The organism is Acidovorax sp. FW305-C-20-28 (assembly GCF_058783375.1).
Window position 1 is genome coordinate 69,080 of record NZ_JBYSYM010000018.1, and the last position, 19,442, is coordinate 88,521.

Annotated in this window: 17 protein-coding genes; 5 read left to right on the top strand and 12 right to left on the bottom strand. The window is 69.7% G+C overall.

The genetic code is table 11. From position 1 onward, the window contains the following. Positions 1–34 precede the first annotated feature (34 nt). Entirely contained in the window at positions 35–2,704 is a 2,670-nt protein-coding gene (locus AC3WOH_RS20425; protein ID WP_492231158.1) for an RCC1 domain-containing protein, read from the top strand. 33 nt (positions 2,705–2,737) lie between these two features. Here AC3WOH_RS20425 and AC3WOH_RS20430 read toward each other — a convergent pair whose 3' ends face one another. The 9 genes from AC3WOH_RS20430 to AC3WOH_RS20470 form a co-directional block, all read right to left on the bottom strand. Next, positions 2,738–3,829 carry a hypothetical protein gene (locus tag AC3WOH_RS20430; RefSeq protein WP_492231159.1) on the bottom strand — a complete coding sequence of 364 codons (1,092 nt, stop codon included), beginning with the start codon at positions 3,827–3,829 and terminating at the stop codon, positions 2,738–2,740. A gap of 16 nt (positions 3,830–3,845) precedes the next feature. Next, complete coding sequence (locus tag AC3WOH_RS20435) at positions 3,846–4,928, bottom strand: hypothetical protein (protein ID WP_492231160.1); 1,083 nt, start codon at positions 4,926–4,928, stop codon at positions 3,846–3,848. A gap of 51 nt (positions 4,929–4,979) precedes the next feature. Beyond that, positions 4,980–5,351 carry a copper-binding protein gene (locus AC3WOH_RS20440; protein ID WP_492231161.1) on the bottom strand — a complete coding sequence of 124 codons (372 nt, stop codon included), beginning with the start codon at positions 5,349–5,351 and terminating at the stop codon, positions 4,980–4,982. Further along, on the bottom strand, positions 5,348–5,845 hold the full coding sequence (locus AC3WOH_RS20445; RefSeq protein ID WP_492231162.1) for a DUF411 domain-containing protein: 498 nt from the start codon (positions 5,843–5,845) through the stop codon (positions 5,348–5,350). Before AC3WOH_RS20445 ends, AC3WOH_RS20440 begins: the two co-directional genes overlap by 4 nt. Before the next feature lie 23 nt (positions 5,846–5,868). After that, positions 5,869–6,393, bottom strand: a complete 525-nt coding sequence (locus AC3WOH_RS20450) for a cupredoxin domain-containing protein (protein WP_492231163.1) — start codon at positions 6,391–6,393, stop codon at positions 5,869–5,871. 49 nt (positions 6,394–6,442) lie between these two features. After that, entirely contained in the window at positions 6,443–7,834 is a 1,392-nt protein-coding gene (locus AC3WOH_RS20455) for a multicopper oxidase family protein (protein ID WP_492231164.1), read from the bottom strand. Positions 7,835–7,840: 6 nt separating this feature from the next. Further along, positions 7,841–9,286: a TolC family protein gene (locus AC3WOH_RS20460; protein ID WP_492231165.1), complete on the bottom strand. Its 1,446-nt coding sequence runs from the start codon at positions 9,284–9,286 to the stop codon at positions 7,841–7,843. Further along, positions 9,283–9,636 (bottom strand): hypothetical protein, encoded by a 354-nt coding sequence (locus AC3WOH_RS20465; protein ID WP_492231166.1) that lies wholly within the window; start codon positions 9,634–9,636, stop codon positions 9,283–9,285. The genes AC3WOH_RS20460 and AC3WOH_RS20465 overlap by 4 nt, the downstream gene beginning before the upstream one ends. A 234-nt stretch (positions 9,637–9,870) precedes the next feature. Beyond that, on the bottom strand, positions 9,871–10,236 hold the full coding sequence (locus tag AC3WOH_RS20470) for a hypothetical protein (RefSeq protein ID WP_492231167.1): 366 nt from the start codon (positions 10,234–10,236) through the stop codon (positions 9,871–9,873). Positions 10,237–10,497: 261 nt separating this feature from the next. Here AC3WOH_RS20470 and AC3WOH_RS20475 point away from each other — a divergent pair, with 261 nt between their 5' ends. Both AC3WOH_RS20475 and AC3WOH_RS20480 read left to right on the top strand, forming a co-directional pair. Continuing rightward, a complete protein-coding gene (locus AC3WOH_RS20475) occupies positions 10,498–14,073 on the top strand; it encodes a bifunctional diguanylate cyclase/phosphodiesterase (protein ID WP_492231168.1) in 3,576 nt (1,191 codons plus the stop codon). 104 nt (positions 14,074–14,177) lie between these two features. Next, on the top strand, positions 14,178–15,272 hold the full coding sequence (locus AC3WOH_RS20480) for a hypothetical protein (protein WP_492231169.1): 1,095 nt from the start codon (positions 14,178–14,180) through the stop codon (positions 15,270–15,272). On the opposite strand, the gene AC3WOH_RS20485 is transcribed toward AC3WOH_RS20480, so the two are convergent. Next, complete coding sequence (locus AC3WOH_RS20485; RefSeq protein ID WP_492231170.1) at positions 15,273–15,941, bottom strand: YitT family protein; 669 nt, start codon at positions 15,939–15,941, stop codon at positions 15,273–15,275. Positions 15,942–16,102: 161 nt separating this feature from the next. Between AC3WOH_RS20485 and AC3WOH_RS20490 the strand changes: the two genes are divergently transcribed. Further along, positions 16,103–16,687 (top strand): hypothetical protein, encoded by a 585-nt coding sequence (locus AC3WOH_RS20490; RefSeq protein WP_492231171.1) that lies wholly within the window; start codon positions 16,103–16,105, stop codon positions 16,685–16,687. An 87-nt stretch (positions 16,688–16,774) separates the two neighbouring features. Here the strand turns inward: AC3WOH_RS20490 and AC3WOH_RS20495 are convergent, their stop codons facing one another. Together AC3WOH_RS20495 and AC3WOH_RS20500 are read right to left on the bottom strand one after the other, a co-directional pair. Continuing rightward, positions 16,775–17,296 (bottom strand): hypothetical protein, encoded by a 522-nt coding sequence (locus tag AC3WOH_RS20495; RefSeq protein ID WP_492231172.1) that lies wholly within the window; start codon positions 17,294–17,296, stop codon positions 16,775–16,777. A 28-nt stretch (positions 17,297–17,324) separates the two neighbouring features. Beyond that, positions 17,325–18,287, bottom strand: coding sequence for a LysR family transcriptional regulator (locus AC3WOH_RS20500; protein ID WP_492231173.1), 963 nt, complete (start codon positions 18,285–18,287; stop codon positions 17,325–17,327). 132 nt (positions 18,288–18,419) lie between these two features. Here AC3WOH_RS20500 and AC3WOH_RS20505 point away from each other — a divergent pair, with 132 nt between their 5' ends. Beyond that, a complete protein-coding gene (locus AC3WOH_RS20505) occupies positions 18,420–19,412 on the top strand; it encodes a Bug family tripartite tricarboxylate transporter substrate binding protein (protein WP_492231174.1) in 993 nt (330 codons plus the stop codon). Positions 19,413–19,442 lie beyond the last annotated feature (30 nt).

The following is a 19,442-nucleotide window of genomic DNA, read 5'->3' on the forward strand; positions in this document are numbered from 1 at the left end:
ACTGTCTCCACCCGTCCCACAGGGAGCCCAGGCCATGTGCTTGCCCATCCGCCGTCTTGCATTGGCTGCCGCCGGCACGGCGCTGTTGCTTGGCCTGAGCGTTGCCAGTGCCCAGACCCTGGCCAGCGGCGCGCGCCATGCGCTGGCCCTCACGCACGATGGGCGCGTGCTGGCCTGGGGCGACAACGGGCTGGCACAACTGGGCCAGGGCAAGACGGCCTATGCCGCCACCCCGCGCGAGATCGCCCTACCGGCACGCATGGTGGCCGTGCGCGCCGGCCTGAACAGCGTACTGGCGCTGGACGACCAGGGTAATGTCTGGAGCTGGGGCACCAACCGCCGGGGGCAGTTGGGCGACGGCACGCGCGCGGACCGGGGCACGCCGCGCACCATCTTTCGCGGGGCAACCGCCATTGTCAACGGCGACGAGCGCGGGCCCTCGTTCGCCATTGATGCCGAAGGCCAGCCCTGGTGGTGGGGGCCGCTGCCCTCGGGCACCCTGGCGCTGCTGCCTGAGCGCGCCGCCCGTGTGCCCGCGCGGCTCACCCGCATCCAGCAGGCTGCCAGCACCACGGTGTCGCTCGACGACCAGGGCACGGTCTGGTCCTGGGGCGAGGGCGTGGCCTGTGCTGCGGACGCCGGCCCGCGCGGGCCCGAAGCGGTGTCCGGCCTGCCGCCCATTGCAGACCTGCTGATGCAGGGCTATGCCCCTTCACGCGACAAGCCGCTGCATGACCCCCAGCCGCCACCGCGCCAGTATGGCCCTGCCTCCCTGGTGCAGGCAGTGGGCCTTGATGGCACGCATTGGCAGTGGGGCGAGTCGCCCGTGAACCCCGGCGTGCGCCGCATGCCCGGGGACCGCATGCGCCACTGCCCGCCAGGGCGCATGGACGCCACTTACAGCGTCCTGCGCCTGCGCGATTACCGCCACCCCGACCTGGCCGCGCAGGGCGTGCAGATCGCGCGCATGCTGGATGGCGATGGGCTCTCCCTGGGTCTCACGGCCGAGGGCGACCTGTGGCAATGGCAGCAGTTGATCGAAGGCCACCCGCGCGACGGACGCACCACGCTGCGCCGCGTGGCCAGCGGCGTGGTCGATGCCAGTGCCTTTGCCAGCCAGGGCAATCCGCGCCGCGCAGGCCTGCTGTACATAACGCGCGATGGCAGGCTTTATGGCCAGGGCGCCAACACCAGCCTGCACCTGGCCAGCGGAGACGCAGAAGTGGATTCCTCCTCCAGCCCGCGCACCGTGCCACTGCCGGGGCCCGCGGCCAGTGTGCACACGCGGCCCTACGGCAGCTACGCTCTGCTGCGCGATGGGCGCCTGTTCCGCTGGGGGCTGGGGGCGTGGACCTCGGACCCGTATGCGCACTTCGAAGGCGGCGTCTTCCCGCAAGACCCGGTGCACGAAGCAGTGCCCGCGCGGCTGGTGCGGCTGGCCACCTCGCACCACCGCTGGCTGGCGCTGGACGATGAAGGCCGTGTCTGGACGTCGGATGGCTGGGGCGCTGCGGTGCGCCCGCGCGCCGACCCAAGCCGCCCGGCGCTGGTGTTCAGCCAGGGCGGCATGCCCGCCATGCGCGAGGTGGCCATGGGAGGGTACGACCACGCGGCGCTGCTGGCGGTGAATGGTTCGGTCTGGGAGATGACGGGCGAGCCGGCCGTGCCGGTCAGGGTGCAGGGCCTTCCCAGGCCGGTACTGCAGATTGCCGCCATGGGCGACGGCAGCGCGCGCGCCACCTACGCGCTTGATGCGCAGGGCACCGTCTGGTACTGGGGGCTGAAGCAGCGCTACGGCACCACCGGGCCCCGGCCCCAAGGCTTCTGGGGTGGGCCCATCAAGGAGCCCACCGCGCTGCCCCTGCCGGACAAGGCCGTGGCCATCCATGCCAACGACTACAGCCTTTGTGCGATCCTGCAGGACGGATCGGCCCAGTGCCTCGGCAAGATCTTCAAGGAGCACACGGGCATGCGCTTCGCTCTGCACGCGCCCATCCGCGAACTGTCTTTCGGCGTCGATGGCATGGACGACCCGGAGTACATGGACCAGCGGGGCGTGGAGCACTATGGCACCGTGCATTTCCGGTTGGCCGATGGCACGGTATGGGCTTGGGGACGCGGGCGCCAGGGGCAGCTGGGCCATGGCAGCTATGCCAGCAGCGCAGTGCCTGTTGCGGTGGTCGACGAGACCGGCATGGCCGACCTGGACCTGGAACCCCGGGGCGCCAATGCACGCGTGCCCCAGCGCCCGCCGTTCAGGGTACTGGCCGAACTGCGCGGCAACCCGCGCGCGGTGTCGCTGCAGGCACAGGTCTTTGGCGGCACGCCTGGGGCTGTGCCTGCCTGCTCCGGCCATTGCCGGTTCTATGCCTTGCTGGCCAGCGGCGCTGCGCCCGGCCCGGGGGACGCGCAGCCCCAGGGCAGCTGGGTGGCACTGGACGGCCAGGGCCGATGGGGCCCCGGTGAGGAATACCGCTGGCCCGCGCCTTCCAGCGATGGGCAGCCTGCGCCGCGGGGCGAAGGCCAGTCGGTGCGCCTGCGCCTGCTGCGCAGCGAGCACGGCCCCGTGCCAGCCGGCACGCGCCTGTACCTGGGCTATGGGCGCGATGTACAGGAGATGCGGGCCGCACGGCGCTGGCGCGAGATGCTGGACCTGGCGCCCGAGGACGTTGCCGAGGCGCAGGCCGTCGGGAGATTGAACTGAGCCGGCACGCTGTGCAGGTGCAGGCTGCGCCCGTCAGAACAAGGTGTAGTAGCTGTCGTAGCTGCGCAGCCAGAGGCTGGGTTGCCGCGCTTCATGGTCGAAATCGAGCTGCAGCAGGTTGGCGCGCGGCAGGGCGCTGTCCACCACCAGTTCCTTGTCGTTGGCAGCCTCTTCCACCTCGCTGAAGGCCAGGCGCTGCAGCACATGGGTGAAGGCAGCCTCGGCATTGCGCGGGCGGTAGTCCTCGTCGAGCAGCAGCGAGGGCTTGCGCAGGTACTCCTGGTGCAGCCAGTACCACACGCCCTCGTTGGCCGCGCCCGGCTGGGCGCCGGGGTTGCCCTGGTCGCCCCAGGTGTGGGTGGGCTCGCCCGCGGTCACGCCGGCAGGGTCCCAGGCCAGGGCGCCCAGGCCGTCGCCCACGTGCACGAACACGGCCAGGCTGCGGTCGTAGCGTGCGCGCACGCTGGGCGACAGCAGCTGGTCCAGCCCGTCCTTGCCGCTGGGCGCGTAGTCCCATTGGCGCAGCAGCATGTCGGTCACGGTGGTCATGGCGGAAGGGTGCACAAAGGACGAGTCGCCCACCTCGACGCGCCAGTCGGCCAGCAGTCTGACCATGGCGGGCACGGGCGCGCCCAGGCGCTTTTCCAGCTGCGGCAGCGCAGTGGCGGCGGGCGGCTTGCCGGCCGGGAGCTTGGCCCGCTCGACCGTGACCGTGCCTTCCTCCAGGCGCTTGGCCAGGCCGCGCACGCGCTCGATCCAGGGTTTGCCCTGGTCGTACAGCGGGGCCGAGACGCTGGCCATGTCGCGCACCGTCCAGGTCTTGTTGAAGGGCGTGGTCTTGCCGGCGCGGGTGAGGTTGCCGCGCAACTGCACGCGCTGCAGGCCCTTGGGCAGGGCCCACACCAGCGCCGGCCGCCGCAGCAGGCCGGGCTGGGTGGCCTGGTGGTTCAGCTGTGCCGCCACCTTGCCGTTGGCCAGCACATCGGCCACGACGGCGTCGCCCACCTCCAGCCAGGGGTGGATGCCGGCCCGGGGGCCTTGTGCAACGGCCTGGGGCTGTGCCTGCAGCAGGCCGCAGGGCAGGGCGCCCAGGGTGGCAAGAATGCTGCGCCGTGTCGTGCCCATGGAATCTCCCTCTCTCTCAGTATTGGGTGTAGTGGCCATAGTGGCCGTTGTAGCTGTTCAGGCGCAGTTGCGGAACGCGCGCCCCGTTGAAATGCAATAGCAGCAGGTTGCCCAGCGGGGTGGCGCTGTCCAGCACCAGTTCATCGTCGGCCAGGGGCTGGTACAGGTCTGCCAGCGCGTAGCGCTCGAACACGCTGGCCAGGGCCAGGTCGGTGCCCAGGGGGCGGTGGTCCTTGTCCAGCAGCAGCGAGGGCTTGACCGCCATTTCCTGGTGCATCCAGTACCACAGGCCTTCACTGCCCGTGGCGCGGCCCGGGTTGTTGCCCAGCCGGGCGTGGTCTTCGGGCGTGAGGCCTTGGGGGTCCCAGGCCAGGGCACCCATGCCGTCGCCGACCGTGATGAACACCGCCAGGCTGCGGGCATAGCGCTCGTGCACGCCGGGTGAGAGAAAGTTGCCTGGGGCATCCTTGCCTGTGCTTGGGTAGCCGAAATCGCCGTGCATCAGGTCGAGCAGGGTGCCCATCGCGGCCGGGCGCACAAAGTGCGATAGCCCCATGCGGATGTCCAGGGCCGCAAGCAATTGCGCCAGCGCCGGGGGCACGGGGGAACCCAGGCGCTTTGCCAGGGCCTCCCAGGTGGCGCTGTCCGCCGGCTGGGCGGGGGCCAGGGTGAGTGGCGCATCTTCGTCCTCGGGGACCGGGATCGCCGGCACCAGCGCGCGCACGCGCTCGGGCCAGGGCCGGCTGTGGTCGTACAGCGGTGCCGATGCGCTGGCCAGGTCACGCACCGTCCAGGTCCGCGTGAAGCGGCCGGCCTTGCCCGCCACGGTCACCGTGCCGCGCAACTGCAGGCGCCGCACTCCCGCAGGCAGTGCCACGGTGGCAGCCGGCAGCCGGGGCAGGCCGGCCTTGGCGGAGCGGTGCTCCAGCTGCCCCACCACCTGGCCATCGGCCAGCAGTTCGGCCACCACGCTGTCCCCGGCTTCCAGCCAGGGGTGCAGGCCGACCTGCATGCCGGCCGCCGCAGGTGTTTGTGCCAGCAGCGCCACGGGCAAGGCGCCCAGCGTGGCCAGCGTGTTGCGCCGGGTGGTCCCTGTCATCGAATCCCTTTCTTTGCAGATGGGGCGCGATTGTAGAGAGACGCTCGGCGCTCAGTTGGCAACCGGCTCGATGCGCGTCACCACGTAGGCCCCCGCCTGTTGCTCGGCGCGAAACCGCACCTTGGCGCCCGGCTTGACCTGGGCGGCCTGGGCCGGGTCGGTGATGCGAAACACCATGGTCATGGGCGGCATGTCCAGGTTGCGGATGGGACCATGGCGCAGCGTGACCTTGGCGCTGGCGGCGTCCCAGCGCACGACCTCGCCTTCGCTCAGTTCCGTGGTGGCGGCTGCCTGGCTGCCATGGGCTTCGCCATGGTCGTGGTCGTCGCCCGCAAAGGCGGCCGCAGCACCGAACAGGAGCGTGGCGGCGATCAGGGTGTCACGCAGGGTGGAGCGCAGTGGGTGGGTGATGGTGTGGTTCATGTCGATTCCTTCTTGCCGGCATTGCCGGGGTAGTTCTTGAAAACACGGGTGCTGCCGTTGCGTGCGACCAGCAGCACGGCATAGCTGTCCTTGCGGCCGCCATAGGCTGGTCCGTCCATGCCGGGCGAGCCGATGGGCATGCCCGGCACGGCCAGACCCAGCGCGTCGGGCTTTTGCTGCAGCAGGGCGCGCACGTCGCTGGCGGGCACATGGCCTTCGACCAGGTAGCCGCCCACCAGCGCGGTGTGGCACGAGCCCAGCTTTTGCGGCAGGCCCAGGCGCGCGCGCACGGCGTTGTTGCCGGTGTCGTGCACCTTCACGGCAAAGCCATTCGATTGCATGTGGTCTACCCAGTCCTGGCAGCAGCCGCAGTTCGGGTCTTTCCAGACCTCGACCGGCGTGGGGGTTGCTGCCCCTGCTGCCATCGGCAGCGCGGTGGCAGCCAGCATGGCCAGCCAGGCGCGGCGGGTGCTGGCGGTTAGTGTGTGGGTCATGGGATGTCCTTTCTTGTGCTGTGTCAGCCCTTGCGCGGCACGACGTTGATGGTGCCCACCATGCCGGCCTGGTAGTGGCCGGGGATCAGGCAGGCAAAGTCGAAGCGACCGGGGCGGTTGAAGGTCCACACCAGGTCGCCCTGGTTGCCGGCCTTCACATGGGCCATATAGGGCTCGTCGTGCTCCATGCCGGGGTGCTTGAGCATCATCTCGGCATGCTGCGCCAGCGAGGCCTGGGTGCCGAGCACGATCTCGTGCAGGATCTGGCCCTTGTTCTGCACCACCAGGCGCACGGTCTCGCCCTCGCGCACCTCGATGTGGGCGGGGGCGAAGCGCATGTCGTCGCCCATGCGCAGGGTGATGGTGCGCTGCACGGCCTTGGGGTTGCCGGCAATGCCCCAGTCCTGCTGCTGGGCGGGCAGGGCTGCCTTGGCGGGGCTGCCGTGGGGGGCGTCGCCGTGGGCCCAGGCGGCACCGGTGGCGCCCAGCAGGGCGGCGCTGGCGGCAAGCTGCAGGGCCAGGCGGCGGGATGTGGACAGGGTGTTCATGGTCTGCTCCAGAAAATGGGGTTCTTGAATCAATCAGTCAATGAATGGGTCAATGCTGGTGGCCGCCGCTGTGGGCGGCAGGCTTGCGTGCACTGGCGGCACCGGGCGCGGTGCCCGGCGTGGTGGTGCGCGGCGGGGCCGGCGTGGCCGCGGGCGTGCCCTGCCACTCATAGGCCTGGGTACCGGGCGGCTGGGCGTAGTGCCCCGGGTCGCGGTAGTCGCCCGCCGCCTGGTTGGCGCGCACCTTGAAGGTGGTGAACATGCCGCCCATCTCCAGCGGGCCATAGGGCCCGGTGCCGGCCATCATGGGGAAGGTGTTGTCGGGCAGGGGCATCTCCATGGCGCCCATGTCGGCCATGCCGCGCTCGCCCATCACCATGTAGTCGGGCACGATCTTCTGGATCTTGCCCACCAGGCCCTTGTGGTCCACGCCGATCATGGTGGGCACGTCGTGCCCCATGGCGCCCATGGTGTGGTGGCTCTTGTGGCAGTGGAAGGCCCAGTCCCCGGGCTCGTCGGCGATGAACTCCACCTGGCGCATCTGGCCCACGGCCACGTCGGTGGTCACCTCGGGCCAGCGCGCGCTCTTGGGCACGGGGCCGCCGTCGGTGCCGGTCACCTCGAACTCATGGCCGTGGATGTGGATGGGGTGGTTGGTCATGGTGAGGTTGCCCACGCGGATGCGCACGCGCTCGCCCTGGCGCGCCACCAGCGGGCTGATGGCCGGGAAGGCGCGGCTGTTCCAGCACCAGATGTTGTGGTCCAGCATGGTGTTGACCTTGGGCGTGCGCGCACCGGGCTCCACGTCGAAGGCGTTGAGCAGAAAGGCGTAGTCGCGCTGCACCGTGGCGATGTGCGGGTGCGCGGCCTTGGGGTGGGTGATCCAGAGGCCCATCATGCCCATGGCCATCTGCACCATCTCGTCGGCATGCGGGTGGTACATGAAGGTGCCGGGCCGGCGCGCCACGAACTCGTAGACAAAGGTCTTGCCGGGCGCAATGCCCGGCTGGTTGAGCCCGCCCACGCCGTCCATGCCGTTGGGCAGGCGCTGGCCGTGCCAGTGGATGGTGGTGGCCTCGGGCAGGCGGTTGGTGACGAAGATGCGCACGCGGTCGCCCTCCACCACCTCGATGGTGGGGCCCGGGCTTTGCCCGTTGTAGCCCCACATGTTGACCACGAAGCCCGGCGCGACCTCGCGCACCACGGGCTCGGCCACCAGGTGGAACTCCTTGACCCCGGCGTTCATGCGCCAGGGCGCAGTCCATCCGTTCAAGGTGACGACGGGGTTGTAGGGCCGGCCGCTCTGCGGGTGCAGCGGCGGCGCGGTGTCGGCGCTGGCCTGCTGCACGGGCTCGGGCAGTGCGGCCAGGGCCACGCGGCTGACAGCGGTGGCAGCCACGGCCGTGGCGGCGCCTGCCGTGAAGAAATGGCGTCTTTGCATGGTGGGTCAGTGGCCTTGTGGGGTGGAGGGGGCGGCGGCGCCCGATGCCAGGCCTTGCAGGGCCCCGGGCGAGGTGCCGGTGAGGGCCAGTTGCAGGTCGGTCTCGGCCAGCCAGAAGTCGCGCTGCGCCTCGATGGCGCCAGCGACCGATTGGGTGCTGGCGCGTGCCTCGGCCAGCAGCTCCCAGACGCTGGCGAGCATGCCGTTGTAGCGCAGCGTGGTCTCGTCGCTGATGAACTGGCGCAGCGGCACCACCTCGTCGCGCTGCTGGCGTGCCAGGTCGAGCGCGGTGCGGTAGGTGAGCCAGGCGCTGCGCACTTCGCTGCGCGCGCGCACGGCGGTGTCCTGCAGCGTGGCGGCGCTTTGCTCCAGGCGCGCCTGGGCGCGCGTGCGCGCGGCGCCGCCCCAGTCGAACAGGGGCAGTGGCACGTCCAGCTCCCAGCCGCGTGTGGTCTCGCGGTGGCCGCTGTCGCGCTCGGTGGCGGTGTTGCGCTGGTAGGTGATGCCGATGTCGCCGAACACGGCACCCGCGCGCGCCCAGCCTTGCTGGCGTGCCTCGGTGTCGAGCTCCCGGCGCGCGGTCTGCACGTCCAGGCGCTCGCGCAACGCCGTGGCCTCGATGCCATCGCCCGGCAGGGGCGTGGCAGGCAAGGCCGGCAGCTGCGTGGGCAGGGTGAACTGCTGCGCCTCTGGCCCCCACAGCCCCATGCTGCGCGCCAGTTGCTCGCGCGCCGTGGCGGCGGCCAGGCGCGCGCGGGCGCGCTGGGCCGTCGCCGCCTGCAGCACGGCCTGCTCGCGTGCATGCTGCAGGCGGCTGAAATTGCCCACGCGGGCCATGCGGCGGGCCAGCTCGGCCCCGGCCTCGGCGGCCTCGACCATGCGCTCGTGCGTCGCGGCCACCTGCTCGGCGGCCACGGCGCGCAGCCAGGCGCGGCGCGTGTCGGCGGCCTGGGCCACCACCTCCTGCGCGGCCTGCAGGGTGGCGACCTGCAGGCGCTCGGCCTGGCGCGCGCTGCGCCAGGGCAGGGTCACCAGGTCCAGCAGGCTGAAGGCCAGCGTGCGCTCGATCTCGCGCTCATGGGGGTTGGTGAGCCGGGCGATGGAGAACTGCGGGTTGGGCAGCGTGAGGGCCTGCACGCGATCGGCATCGGCCACGCCCAGCGCGGCCAGCCGGGCCTGCAGGCCAGGGTGGTTGAGCAGGGCGGTGCGCACGGCAGCGTCCTGCGTGAGCGGCTGGGCCAGCCAGCCGGTGATGGCCTGGCGTGCCTGAGCGCGTGCGGCCGGGTCGGCGGCGGGCAGGGCCGCATCGGCCACACCGGTGCGTGGCTGCGCCAGCGCCTGCACGTCGCCGCGCAGGCCGTCGGGCGAGACACTGGCGCAGCCGGCCAGCAGGGTGGCCAGGGCCAGTGCGGACCAGCGTGGCAGCGGGTGTCGTTGTGCGGTCCGCTTCATGGCTTGTGCCCCTGGTGCGGTGCGGCTGGCGTGGCAGCAGCCGGGGCCGTGCCCTGGCGCGCCTCCCAGCGCACGATGTCGGCATGGCCGCGCGGGAAGGCGCCCACGGCCTGGTGGGCGGCGCGCCAGTCGGTGGGGGCCTCATCGCTGCGCAGGGGGTGCACCGGCATGGGGGCATGGGCCAGGGGGGCCGTAGCGGCCTGGAAGGCGGCAGCCGGGGCTGCAGGGGCCGGTTCGGCGGCAGCGGGCTGCTGCGCCCCGGCCAGGGCGGGAAGAAGAAGGCAGGCCAGCCACGCCAGGGGGCGCAGCCAGGACCGGCCGGGAGCAAGAAGAACAAAGAGGTCGCGCATGCTGCGGTCTCCTGATGAAAAGACGGGAAGGGAGCGGCGCCTTCGCCTGAGGTGCGCATGCTCTGTGCGCAGGCAGGCGTGGGTGGGCCCGGAAGGGGCGCGGTTCAGGCCATGGTGCAGGTGCGCAAGGCGAGCCCCTGCGCCACGGCAGCGGCACGCAAGCGGTACCGTTGGGGCAGTGGGGGTGTGCCAGGCGCTCTCGCCCAGGCCTGAACAGGCCCGGGGAAAGCCGCCTCAGGCGATGGGGGGCTTGATGGCCAGCGCGGCGGTGGCGCTGTCGAACGGGGTGGCGGCTGCAGGGGCGGTGCCGGCAGCCAGGCGCGGCAGGCCGGCCGGCAGGGCGGGTGGCTCCATCAGCGCGGTGTGGCAGATCTCGCAGGCCGTGCAGTTGGCATGCTGGCTGTGCGTGGCGCAGCCGGCATTGCCGGGCGCGCTGCCGTCGCAGGCTTGCAGCGGGGCGTCAGTGGCTGCGTGGTCGGCATGGGCACCGGCATCGGCTGCCGCGGCATGCTCGTCATGCTGCCCATGGTGGTCCGCCAGCGCGGTCTGCGCCACGGGGGCGGGCGCAGGGTGCTGCATGGGCCCCATGCCTGCGGCCATGGCGGTACCTACCAAGCCCCGAAGGACCAGCACCACCATCAGCAGATAAAACAGGGGGCCGCGACGCATCCTCCAATGATACGGGCTTTGGGGCCAGAGTTCCGCAAGCGCCGATGTCCCACAGGGTTTACCTGGAAACCTGTCGCGCGGGGGCATCCGCGGGTACGATGTATCCAGATGTTTGCATGGCTGCCGCCTGCCGGTCCCGGCAGATGGCGGCGGGCCCCACCCACCCACCCATCCCCTTTTGCGAAAGGCCCCATGCGCACGCTCCGGCAGTTGGCCACGGGCTCCCTGTCCGCCAGGATCCGGCTGCTGATCCTGGTGGCCACGCTGCCTGCGCTGGTGCTGGTGGCCTTGCAGGCGCAGGCCAACCGCGAGGAGTCGGTGGCCGCCGCGCGCGAGAACGCGCTGCTGCTCACCCGCAGCATGGCCTACAGCCAGCAGCGCCTGATCGACACCACCCGCACCTTCCTGCAGCAACTGGCCATGACGCGCCGGGCGCAGCAGCTCGATGCCCCCGACTGCTCGCAGTACCTGGCCGAGGTGCTGGCGCTCAACGGCAGCTACATCAACATCGGCCTGCCCCGGGCCGACGGGGACCTGCGCTGCAGCGCCGTGCCGCCCGCCACGCCGGTGAACATGACCGACCAGCCCCACTTCCTGCGCGCCATCGTGGCGCGCGAGTTCTCGGTGGGCAGCTTCCAGGTCGACCCCGCGATCGGCCTGGCCAGCGTGAGCTTCGCCCAGCCGCTGGTCGACCCCGAGACCCGTGCGGTGCTGGGTGCGGCCGTGGCCGTGGTGTCGCTGGACTGGTGGAGCCGGCGCCTGCACGACCTGGGCCTGCCCGAGGGCGCCGTGGCGCGCGTGCTCGGCCCCGATGGCCGGGTGATCGCGCGCTTTCCGCCCGACCCGCGGGAGCTGGGCACGCAGAGCGAGCTGCCCCTGCCGGGCTCGGGTGCCCAGGCCCTGCAGGCGGGTGCCCACGTGCTGGAGACCGAAGGCGGTGGCCGCAACATGGAAGTGGTGCGCCCCCTGCTCGAATCGCAGGGCCGGCCTGTGGCCAGCATGCGCCTGTCGGTGCCGCTCGATGCGCTGCACGCGCGCATCACGCAGCAGATGTGGCGCGACATCGGCTTTCTGCTGCTGGGGCTGCTGGCTTCGTTCGTGCTGGCGCACGAAGGCGTGCGCCGCGGCGTGGGCAAGCCCCTGGCCCGGCTGCTGCGCGCCACCGACCAGCTCGCCCAGGGCCAGCAGGTGGTGCCGGTGCCCGAGACCGGCGCGCGCGAGCTGGCCCAGCTGGCGCAGCGCTTCAACCACATGGCCCAGGCGCGCCAGCAGGCCGAGGGCGAGCTGCGCCAGAGCGAGGAGAACCTGGCCATCACCCTGCACTCCATCGGCGATGCGGTGGTGGTCACCGACGCCGCGGGCCATGTGGTGCGCATGAACGACGTGGCCGAGCAGATGACCGGCTGGTCGCTGCGCGAGGCGCAGGAGCGCCCGCTCACGGAGATCTTTCGCATCGTCAACGCGCGCACCCGCGAGCCCTCGAAAGACCCGGTGCAATTGGTCATGGCCAGCGGCCGGGTGGTGGAGCTGTCCAACCACACCACCTTGATCGCCCGCAGCGGCACCGAGTACCAGATCGCCGACAGCGCTGCGCCCATCCGCAATGCCGCGGGCGCCATCACCGGCGTGGTGCTGGTGTTCAGCGATGTCACCGAGTCCTACCGCGTGCGCCGCCAGCTCGAGGACAACGAGGCGCGCTTTCGCACCCTCACCATGCTGTCGTCCGACTGGTACTGGGAGCAGAACGCCGAGCTGCGGTTCGTGACGCTCGAAGGCGAGGCCGCCAAGCGCACCCTGCCGGGCCCTCAATGGCATGTGGGCAAGACCCGCTACGAGGTGGCCACCGACGATGGCGGCGCCGTGGCGGCGCTGGAGGGGCAGGCGGTGGACTGGGCGCAGCACGAGCAGACCCTGCGCGAGCACCGCGAGTTCCGCGACTTCGAGTACCCGCGCCAGTCCACGGCCGGCGCGGTGGAATGGGTCTCCGTCAGCGGTTCGCCCATGTTCGATGCGGACGGCGTCTTCCTGGGTTACCGCGGCATCGGCAACAACATCACCGCGCGCAAGAACGCCGAGCGCGAGCTGCGCATCGCCGCCATCGCCTTCGAGTCGCAGGAGGGCATGCTGGTCACCGACGCCGACACCGTGATCCTGCGCACCAACCGCGCCTTCACCAAGATCACCGGCTACGACAGCGCCGACGCCGTGGGCCGGCGCGCCGGGTTTCTCGCGTCGGGCCAGCACGACGAGGCCTTCTTCACCGGCATGCGCAGGACGCTCGATGGCGTGGGCGAGTGGAGCGGCGAGATCTGGAACCGCTGCAAGGACGGGCAGGTGAACCTGCACCAGATGAGCATCACGGCGGTCAAGGATGCCGAGGGCCGGCTCACGCACTATGTGGCCTCGCTGAGCGACATCACCCAGAAGGCCGCTGCCGCCCGGGAGATCGAGCACCTGGCCTTCTACGACCCGCTCACCCACCTGCCCAACCGCCGCCTGATGATGGACCGGCTGCAGCAGGCCTTTGCCAGCAGCGCGCGCTCGGGCCAGTACGGCGCGCTGCTGTGCCTGGACCTGGACCACTTCAAGACCCTCAACGACACCCTGGGCCACGACATGGGCGACGTGCTGCTGCAGCAGGTGGCCCAGCGACTGAAGGCCTGCGTGCGCGAGGGCGACACCGTGGCCCGCCTGGGCGGCGACGAGTTCCTGCTGCTGCTCAAGGGCATGAGCAGCGAGCCCACCGAGGCGGCCGAGCACACCCAGCACGTGGGCAACAAGGTGCTGGCCGCGCTCAACCAGCCCTACCAGCTGGCCCTGCACAACGTGCACAGCACGCCCAGCATCGGTGCCGTGCTGTTCACCGGGCAGGCGCAGTCGGTGGACGAGCTCATGAAGCGCGCCGACCTGGCCATGTACGCTGCCAAGACCGCCGGGCGCAATGCCGTGCGCTTTTTCGACCCGCGCATGCAGGCCGCCGTGACGGCCCGCGCCGCGATGGAGAACGACCTGCGCAAGGCCCTGGCCGAAGACCAGTTCCGCCTGTACTACCAGGTGCAGGTGGGGCAGGGCGGGCAGGCCATCGGGGCCGAGGTGCTGATCCGCTGGCAGCACCCCGAGCGCGGCCTGGTCATGCCGGGCGAATTCATTCCCCTGGCCGAAGAGACCGGGCAGATCCTTGCCATCGGCCTGTGGGTGCTGCGCACCGCCTGCCTGCAGTTGCGCCATTGGGAAGATGACCCCGCGCGCGCCCACCTGCAACTGGCCGTGAACGTGAGCGCGCGCCAGTTCCGCCAGGGCGACTTCGTGGACCAGGTGTTCGCCGTGCTGAACGAAACCGGTGCCCGCGCCGACCGGCTCAAGCTGGAGCTCACCGAGAGCATGGCGCTGGACAACGTGCAGCAGACCATCTCCAAGATGAACGCGCTGCGGGCGCTGGGCGTGGGCTTCTCGATGGACGACTTCGGCACCGGGCAGTCCTCGCTGTCCTACCTCACGCGGCTGCCGCTGGACCAGCTCAAGATCGACCAGAGCTTCGTGCGCAACATTGGCATCCAGGAGACCGATGCGCTCATCGTGCAGACCATCATCGGCATGGCGCAGAGCCTGGGCATTGACGTCATCGCCGAGGGGGTGGAGACCACGGCGCAGCGCGAGTTCCTGGCGCAGCACGGCTGCAGCCTGTGGCAGGGCTATCTGTTCAGCCGGCCCGTGCCGCTGGAAAATTTCGAGCAGTTGATGGCGCAGCGGTATGCGGTCATTGGGTAGGGCCGGTCGAAGCCCCTCCGTATGACACTCCCCCATTTCGGGACTGGCCGCCTGCGGCATTCCAGGGTAAAACGCCCCGATCTGTTGGCTTCTCCTGGAGACCCATGCGACTTCGCAACGCCCTGGCCTTGCTGGCCCTGATCTTGCTCACTGCCCTGCCAACCGTCCAGGCCCAAAAGACCAGCCCTTACGAATACGACGAGATGCGCGAGCGGCTCAAGCGCTTCGGCACGGGCAATGCACCGGTGTACGTATGGGTCCTTGTGGGGTTCGATGCCCTCACCATGCCGGCAGATCGCCGGGAGGTGGAGCTGCAGGCGCGCATCCAGCAGGTGGTGACCGAACTGGGCAGCGAGGTGCTGCCGGGTGGGCGCAAGGTCAATCCCCTGGGCGGCGTCATCCTGTGGGTGACCGAGCCGGGCCTGGAGATACTGCAGGCCAGCGGCACCGCGCGCAGGGTGGCCATCGGACGCGAGTGGTGGTACGACACATTCTTGTCCAGAGAGAACGGTCTGGACGAGATCGAGCGCCGCCTGCGCCAGAGCGCCAACGGCAAGGTCGATGTGGAAATCACGGTCGATGTGCCCGGTACCGAGTTCGACATCGACCGCTTCACCGGCGAAGCCAGCCAGCTGATCCAGACCCCGGAGCAACGGCGCGCGGCCGTGCAGTCCGCCCAGGCACTGCTGACCTTACTGGGCGTGCCCATGTACCCCCCGCCCGCCACCACGGCGAGCGGCGCGATCACCGTGCTGGACATTTCGGGGGTGGAGCGCAATGGCACCATGCTGCTGCGGGCCAACGAACAGGGCTTGGCAGAACTGGCCTGGGAGCAGCGCGCCATCATCGCGATGCGGCCCGTGGGCTACCTGCCCATGCGCCCCGCCAACATCAGCGCACAGCCCTACGGCAACCCCCAGGCCGTGGGGCAGACGCGGGTGTCGCTCGCGCTCAAACGCGCCTACATGGTCAGCACCCCTGCCAGTGTGGCGCCGTACCGCCGATCCAACCAACGCCTGATGGACAGCGTGCTCGACGGCTACACCATTATCGGGACACCGCAGTGGGGTTCGGACTTCAGCTACATCAGCGCGGTGCTGGCGGATGCTGATGTGGAGCGCCTGCTGCGCAACGGCGACCAGCGCCTGCAGGCCATCAGCATCGAGAAGCCGACCAACAAGCCCACGCCCGCACCCTGATCACGTGCCCATGTACCGCCCCGGCCGGTGGTTCATGGCCAGCACCAGGTTGAGCGCCACCGCGCCCGCAATCGACCACAGCACGCGCAGCGGCTCCACCGTGAACAGCGCCAGCAGCACAATGCAGCAGTCCACTCCCATCTGGATCTTGCCCGCGCGCCAGCCATAGCGGTCCTGCAGGTACAGCGCGGCAATGCCCACGCCGCCCAGGCTGCAGCGGTGCCTGAACAGCACCAGGAACCCCGCGCCCGTGATGGTGCCGCCCGCAATCGCCGCATACAGCGGCTGCAGCTGCGCGAACTGCAAGAAGTGCGACTGCAGCTCCGTCAGCCCCGACAGCAGCAGCACCGCGATGAAGGTCTTGACCGTGAACGCCCGCCCCAGCTTGCGCAGCGCCAGCCAGTAGAACGGCAGGTTGAGCACGAAGAACAGCTTGCCAAAGCCGATGCCCGTGGCGTAGTGCGCCAGAAACGCCAGACCCGCCGTGCCACCCGTGAGCAGCCCGGCACTGGTGAAGAAGGCCACGCCCACGGAGATCAGGAGTACGCCGTTGAAGATGGCGACGGCGTCTTCGGTGGGGGTGTGGGGGGCGGGTGGGGCGGTTGCTGCCAGGGCCGGGGAGGGGGCTGCGGGGGGCGTGGCGGCTGCAGAAGGCTCGGAGCTGGTCATGGCGAGGGCACGAAGGTTAGGGGGAGCCACTGGGCGGGGCATGGATTGGACCACGCAAGCCGCATGCCGGGCTTGCCCTGGGTCAACCGGATGGTGCACGAAACCGCGTGGAAAAGCTCTCTTCTACGGTTAGGATGGCGCCCACAAAAAGAGAGGGAATCATGACCATGAAGACCATTGCGCCGGCGCTGCTCGCCCTGGCGCTGGGTGGGTGCGGCACCACGGCCGTGCTGGAACCGGGCTCGGCTAAGAGCATCGATCCCGATGAATCACTGATCGTGATGGGCGTGAACCCAGGCTATCGCGTGGTGGTGTACCCAGGCGAGATCGTTGGCGGCCAGTTCAAGCAAGGCGGTTTTGCACAGGCTGTCATCCATGGCGCTGCCACCGACGGCTACGTGGTCGCCAAGGCACGTGCGGGGCAGGTGCTCGGCCTGACCAGTGTGACCGCGCAAGGCGAGGGCCTGTTTGGCCGGAGCTACACTGCCTGCGGGGGCGCACGCGTACCGGTATTCCATGTACCCAAAGGGCAGATCCTGTACCTCGCGGACATCCGCTACGAGCCCGGTGGCGGGCGTGCGCTGAACATCCGCTATGAAGACCGCCTCGAAGCGGCTGCAGCGTTCGTTCGCAGGCAGTACCCGCAGTTCCAGGGAACCATGCAGCGCACGCGTGTGGAGGCATTACCCATGGCGGGCATTTGCCAGCCGAACATCATCTACATACCGGTCTACGTGGGCCGCTGAGACCCTGAGGCCCAGAGACCTGCATGGGCCTGCGCCAATGCGGCATGCCAAGGCAATGCAGCTCCGGAATCTGGCCCCTGTCACTGCTCACAGGTCTGCTTTCTTGGGTTTGCGCTCGAAAGCCCTGAGTTTCTCCTGCCACGCATCGTGCACAGGCGAGGTCACTTCCAGCACGATGATCGGGCTGGCGGAATACAGGGTCATCAGCACGGCCTCGAACTGCCATTTGGCGGGGGCGGCTCGGAATCCGCCTTCGGGCGCGCCAAACTTTTCCTCAAGTGCGCTGCGCAAATAGCGTGCGGATAGTGGAGAGAACCTCGCGTCCCAGGAGCCAAGCTTGCCCTCGTAAAAATAGAACGCAGTGCTTCGGGTCTCCCTGTGGGCCAGGGTAAAACCCTGGATGCTACAAGTTCGCCGCCGGGGAATGGTGGCGTCCCACCCCGCCTCTCGTGCGGACGGAGCGCACGCAGCTTGGGGATACAGCTTCTTGAACTGGCCTTCGGTCATGCCGATGCGCAGTCCCTTGATCTCCAATTCGGCCGGGCTGGACCATGCAGGCAGTGCGGCGAAAGCCATGCAGATGGCCAAAACGGCATGGAGTGCTCTCATGTTTTTTCCTGGTTCTTTCTGCGTCTTATTAAGCCGCTGCTTTCACTGCGGTGATTTCACCCGCCCGTCCGACGACCTCCGCAATATGCTCCACAAACAACTTCACCGCCTCCGCCGTGTTGTCCTTCGCCCAGATCACCCCCACGGGCCCGAAGCGGATGGTCCGGTCCAGCGGCAGGATGCGCATATTGCCCAGGGCCACCTGGTACTGGGCCATGGCCTCGGAGCACACGCCGATGTAGTCGCCCTGGTGCACCAGGGCCTGCAGGGTGGTGATGGCAGGGGTTTCCACCTTGGGGCGCAGCCAGGAGGCGCCGGCGTCCAGCAGGGCGGCGTCGAGCTGTGAGCGGGTAAGGGTGCCCGGGGGCGGCATGATCCAGTTGTCTTCCACCAGGTCGATCAGGCGGATGGGGCCCTCTACGTCCCAGTGGCGGCTGGCGCGGCCCACCACCAGGCAGACGTTGTCGTCGAACAGCTCGCGGTGTTCCAGCCCGTCCTTGTAGGCGCGGGCGTCGAGCGAGCAGACCACCAGGTCCAGCTGCTTGTTGTCGATGCCCTCCAGCAGCTGGGTGAGCGGGCTTTCCGACACGGTGACCGAGATGTACGGGTACATCGCCTGGAACTCCACCAGCGCCTGCGGTATGCCGCGCGCCACCCCCGCCCACACGCTGCCGATGTGCAGGCGCGCGGTGCGGCCCTGGGCCAGGGCGCCCAGTTCGGCCTGGGTGCGGGTGATGTCGCCCAGCACGCTGATCGCCAGGCGCTTCATGATGATGCCGGCAGGCGTGAGCTGCACGCGCCGCCCGCGCGTGACCAGGGGCGTGCCCACCAGCTCTTCCAGGTCGGCCAGCCAGTGCGACATGGCCGACTGCGTCATGTGCAGGCGGGCGGCGGCCTCGGTCAGGGTGCCGGCCTCGTCCAGCACCATGAAGGATTCCAGATGTTTGACCTTGAGCCGGCGCGCCCAGGCCACTTGGTCGTAAGCAGTCATGAGTGAATGCTAATGGATCCATCGTGCGAATTCACTGGTCCGCAAGGCCGGTGCGCCGAATAATCGTTAGCATGCAGCCGGTTTTTCATGCGGCTGCCACATTCCCGCTGCTTACCCTGGAGATCTGCCGACATGAAGAAATCTTTCTGCCTCGCCGCCAAGGCCGTGGCGCTTGCCCTGTCGTCGCTGGCCGCGGTGACTGCCGTGCACGCGCAGGACGCCAACAACTACCCCAACCGCCCGATCCGCCTGGTGGTTTCGCAGCAGGCGGGCGGCAGCTCCGACACCGTGGCGCGCCTGTGGGCCGAGCATGCGGGCAAGGCCATCAATGCCACCATCACGGTGGAGAACAAGCCCGGTGCGGGCGGCATCATCGCCGCGCAGCAGGTGCTAAGCCAGCCGGCCGACGGCTACACGCTGATGTTCGGCGGCGTCTCGCAGATGGTGCTCAACAAGTTCGTCTACAAGCCGCTGCCCTACGAGCCCGAGAAGGACTTCGTGGGTGTGGGCATGCTCAGCACCGTGCCCTTCATCCTGGTGGCCAACCCGGCCTCGGGCTTCAAGTCGCTCGATGACCTGGTCAAGTACGCCAAGGCCAACCCGGGCAAGCTCAACTTCGCGTCCTCGGGCCTGGGCAACTCCACCCAGCTGGCGGTGGAGCTGCTGCAGAAGAAGCTCGACATCACCATGGTGCACGTGCCCTTCAAGGGCGAGCCCGACGGGCTCATGGCCACCATCGGCGGACAGACGCAGGTGATGGCGCCCGTGGGCGGCTCGGCGCTGCCGCACATCAAGAACGGCAAGGTCGTGCCCCTGGTGGTGCTGGCCCCCTCGCGCCTGGCCGAGCTGCCCGATGTGCCGGCCGCCAACGAGCTGGGCGTGAAGGACTTCGACACCATGGGCTGGAGCGGCATCGTCGCCAAGGCCGGCACGCCTGCGGCCATCATCGCCAGGCTGCACGAGGGCACGCGCGCCTTCCATGCCAGCCCCGAGGTGCAGGCCAAGCTCAAGGGCATGAACGCCATCGCGATGCCCGGCCCGTCCAGCCAGCTGATGGAGGTGACGCGCCGCGACACCAAGGCCTGGGGGCCCACGCTCGAAGCGCTGAACCTGAATCCCAAGTGAGTTCGCCCCTGCATTGATCCCCTGCGCCCG

Excerpts from the sequence above, each read along its gene's own strand:
- AC3WOH_RS20470 (WP_492231167.1), bottom strand. The coding sequence starts at position 10,236 with ATGGCCGCAGGCATGGGGCCCATGCAGCACCCTGCGCCCGCCCCCGTG.
- AC3WOH_RS20425 (WP_492231158.1), top strand. The coding sequence starts at position 35 with ATGTGCTTGCCCATCCGCCGTCTTGCATTGGCTGCCGCCGGCACGGCG.
- AC3WOH_RS20505 (WP_492231174.1), top strand. The coding sequence starts at position 18,420 with ATGAAGAAATCTTTCTGCCTCGCCGCCAAGGCCGTGGCGCTTGCCCTG.
- AC3WOH_RS20485 (WP_492231170.1), bottom strand. The coding sequence starts at position 15,941 with ATGACCAGCTCCGAGCCTTCTGCAGCCGCCACGCCCCCCGCAGCCCCC.
- AC3WOH_RS20475 (WP_492231168.1), top strand. The coding sequence starts at position 10,498 with ATGCGCACGCTCCGGCAGTTGGCCACGGGCTCCCTGTCCGCCAGGATC.
- AC3WOH_RS20460 (WP_492231165.1), bottom strand. The coding sequence starts at position 9,286 with ATGAAGCGGACCGCACAACGACACCCGCTGCCACGCTGGTCCGCACTG.
- AC3WOH_RS20480 (WP_492231169.1), top strand. The coding sequence starts at position 14,178 with ATGCGACTTCGCAACGCCCTGGCCTTGCTGGCCCTGATCTTGCTCACT.
- AC3WOH_RS20500 (WP_492231173.1), bottom strand. The coding sequence starts at position 18,287 with ATGACTGCTTACGACCAAGTGGCCTGGGCGCGCCGGCTCAAGGTCAAA.
- AC3WOH_RS20430 (WP_492231159.1), bottom strand. The coding sequence starts at position 3,829 with ATGGGCACGACACGGCGCAGCATTCTTGCCACCCTGGGCGCCCTGCCC.
- AC3WOH_RS20440 (WP_492231161.1), bottom strand. The coding sequence starts at position 5,351 with ATGAACCACACCATCACCCACCCACTGCGCTCCACCCTGCGTGACACC.
- AC3WOH_RS20445 (WP_492231162.1), bottom strand. The coding sequence starts at position 5,845 with ATGACCCACACACTAACCGCCAGCACCCGCCGCGCCTGGCTGGCCATG.
- AC3WOH_RS20490 (WP_492231171.1), top strand. The coding sequence starts at position 16,103 with ATGACCATGAAGACCATTGCGCCGGCGCTGCTCGCCCTGGCGCTGGGT.
- AC3WOH_RS20455 (WP_492231164.1), bottom strand. The coding sequence starts at position 7,834 with ATGCAAAGACGCCATTTCTTCACGGCAGGCGCCGCCACGGCCGTGGCT.
- AC3WOH_RS20435 (WP_492231160.1), bottom strand. The coding sequence starts at position 4,928 with ATGACAGGGACCACCCGGCGCAACACGCTGGCCACGCTGGGCGCCTTG.
- AC3WOH_RS20495 (WP_492231172.1), bottom strand. The coding sequence starts at position 17,296 with ATGAGAGCACTCCATGCCGTTTTGGCCATCTGCATGGCTTTCGCCGCA.
- AC3WOH_RS20450 (WP_492231163.1), bottom strand. The coding sequence starts at position 6,393 with ATGAACACCCTGTCCACATCCCGCCGCCTGGCCCTGCAGCTTGCCGCC.
- AC3WOH_RS20465 (WP_492231166.1), bottom strand. The coding sequence starts at position 9,636 with ATGCGCGACCTCTTTGTTCTTCTTGCTCCCGGCCGGTCCTGGCTGCGC.